Genomic DNA, 622 nt, shown 5'->3' on the forward strand with positions numbered 1-622 from the left:
CGGTGGGGTAACCCGCAAGGGAGCCAGCCGCCGAAGGTGGGGTAGATGATTGGGGTGAAGTCGTAACAAGGTAGCCGTATCGGAAGGTGCGGCTGGATCACCTCCTTTCTATGGAGAATCGTTTCCTGAGACGGAAACATTCGAACACGGTGGCTTTTAGTCACCGTAAGACTTTACAATGTAAAGTCGCACACTCACTCGTGTTCAGTTTTGAAAGAGCAATCTTTCAAAACGTTATTTCTCTTGTAGAAATGACTTTGATCCTTGAAAACTAGATAACGAACGAATTTGTAAGTTAGAATGAACATTCTTTTATATTGATGTTTTGTTAACTTGTTAACGAAACAAAGTGTAAAAGTAGCTGGTGAGTATTCAGTTTACTGAATACAAACTAAAATGGTATGCGAATTTGATGTGATGATCGATCCTTTGGGAGCTTGTTTCAACCGTTTACGGGGGAAACATGCGGACAACAGAGCGAGCAGCACAACAAAAGAGCATCATGGTTAAGCTACTAAGAGCACACGGAGGATGCCTAGGCGCTAGGAGTCGATGAAGGACGTGGCGAACAACGAAACTGCCTCGGGGAGCTGTAAGCAAGCTTTGATCCGGGGGTGTCCGA

2 rRNA genes are annotated in these 622 nt (G+C 45.0%); both read left to right on the forward strand.

Features of this window, described 5'->3' with window-relative positions:
- A 16S ribosomal RNA gene (locus AC1TO8_RS23860) occupies positions 1 to 108 on the forward strand; the annotation flags it as partial.
- 396 nt (positions 109 to 504) lie between these two features.
- A 23S ribosomal RNA gene (locus AC1TO8_RS23865) occupies positions 505 to 622 on the forward strand; the annotation flags it as partial.

The organism is Paenibacillus sp. Y859 (genome assembly GCF_056786405.1).